General features: G+C 62.2%; 1 protein-coding gene and 1 pseudogene. One reads left to right on the forward strand and one right to left on the reverse strand.

Features of this window, described 5'->3' with window-relative positions; translation table 11 throughout:
- Positions 1-114: 114 nt before the first annotated feature.
- Entirely contained in the window at positions 115-1,002 is an 888-nt protein-coding gene (locus tag VF672_RS20855; protein ID WP_331106419.1) for a DUF2242 domain-containing protein, read from the forward strand.
- A gap of 228 nt (positions 1,003-1,230) precedes the next feature.
- Here VF672_RS20855 and VF672_RS20860 read toward each other — a convergent pair.
- Positions 1,231-1,504 (reverse strand): annotated as a pseudogene (locus tag VF672_RS20860) (threonine ammonia-lyase, biosynthetic); the annotation flags it as partial.

The following is a 1,504-nucleotide window of genomic DNA, read 5'->3' on the forward strand; positions in this document are numbered from 1 at the left end:
TGGATGTATCCACACGGTTGCAAACTCTGCGTTGATCCCATGGCAGGCTTGTTGCAGACTTACCGGCGTTTTCCCCGGTCCACTTTCAGTCGACCAATTGCCCCAGGATGTTTGATGCCTAAATTACTGAGCTTCCGTACCGCATGCTGGGTGGTGACCCTGCTGGCTGCCGCAGGCTGCTCGTCGAAGAAACCGACGGTCTATGAGCATGAAAATTTCGACGACGCCGGCACGTTCTCCCGCAACTATCCGGTGTCGGACGCTGCCACGTGCGAAGCGGCGCGACGGGCACTGCTGAGTCAGGGTTACATCATCACCAGCAGCGATCCCAAAGTGATCAGTGGCCACAAGAGCTTCCAGCAGACCGGCGAAACCCACATGGAGATCAGCTTCAACGTGGTGTGTGCCCCTGACGGCAGTGCGGACAACCGGACCACGATGTTCGCCAACGCGCTGCAGGATCGCTATGCGCTGAAGAAGGTTAATAACTCCGCAAGCCTGGGCGTGGGCGTGTTGGGTTCGGTCTCGATGCCGATCGGCTCGACGGACGACTCAATGGTCAAGGTCGCCAGTGAGACAGTTGCGTCGTCCAAGTTTTATGACCGTTTCTTCGCGCTGGTGGAAAACTTCCTGCCGCCTGAGCTGAAGAAGGCCGCGCACATTGAAGAGAAGCCCAAGACAGACCTGGGCATGCCTGAGCCGGTGCCGGGCAAGCCGGCCGCGCTGACTGAGCAAAAGCCCGCCGCGGCACCCGCTGCCGTGGCGCCTACCCCGCCAGCAGCGACGACGCCCGTCGCCCCCGCGCCTTTGGCGACGCCCGCGACTCAGCCAGCGGCCGCCAACGAGCAAAGCAGCGAACCGATGCCTGCGCCTGCCGAGCCTGATCCGTTGAAGGCCGAAACAGTGACGCCAGTCGAGGCCGCGCCCGCCACGACGCCTGCGCCGTCAACGAGCACCGAGCCGGGCGTTGCACCGGCGGTGGAGCCAACGCCGGCGCAGTGAGCCCTGGATGCGCGGGGCTTGCCCGCGTTTCTGGCATTTTTTGAAGCATAGCAGCCCATGATGCGGGTGTTACGGCTCAACCTGCTTTGTAGGAGCCGGCTTGCTGGCGAACGCGTCGGGCCAATCAACATAAACGGTGAATGATCGATCGGGTTCGCCAGCAAGCCGGCTCCTACAGGGCCGGTGTCGATCTGCTGAACTCAGCCTGTTGATGCCTCGCCGCTGCTGTCACCCCAAAAACAGCTTGTACGCCGGGTTCTTCGTCTCGTCCCAGTACGGGTAGCCAATCTCCGCCAGCGCCTTCGGCACCAAATGCCGCTCATCCTCCGGCACCACCAGCCCGGCCACCACTCGGCCATCTGCCGCGCCGTGGTTGCGGTAATGAAACATCGAGATATTCCATTTCCCGCCCAGCTTGTTCAGGAAGTTGAACAGCGCGCCTGGCCGCTCGGGAAACTCAAAACGCAGCACCACCTCGTCGTTGACCCGCTCCGAATGCCCG

This window comes from Pseudomonas sp. (assembly GCF_036387035.1).
In the GTDB taxonomy this organism is placed as follows: domain Bacteria; phylum Pseudomonadota; class Gammaproteobacteria; order Pseudomonadales; family Pseudomonadaceae; genus Aquipseudomonas.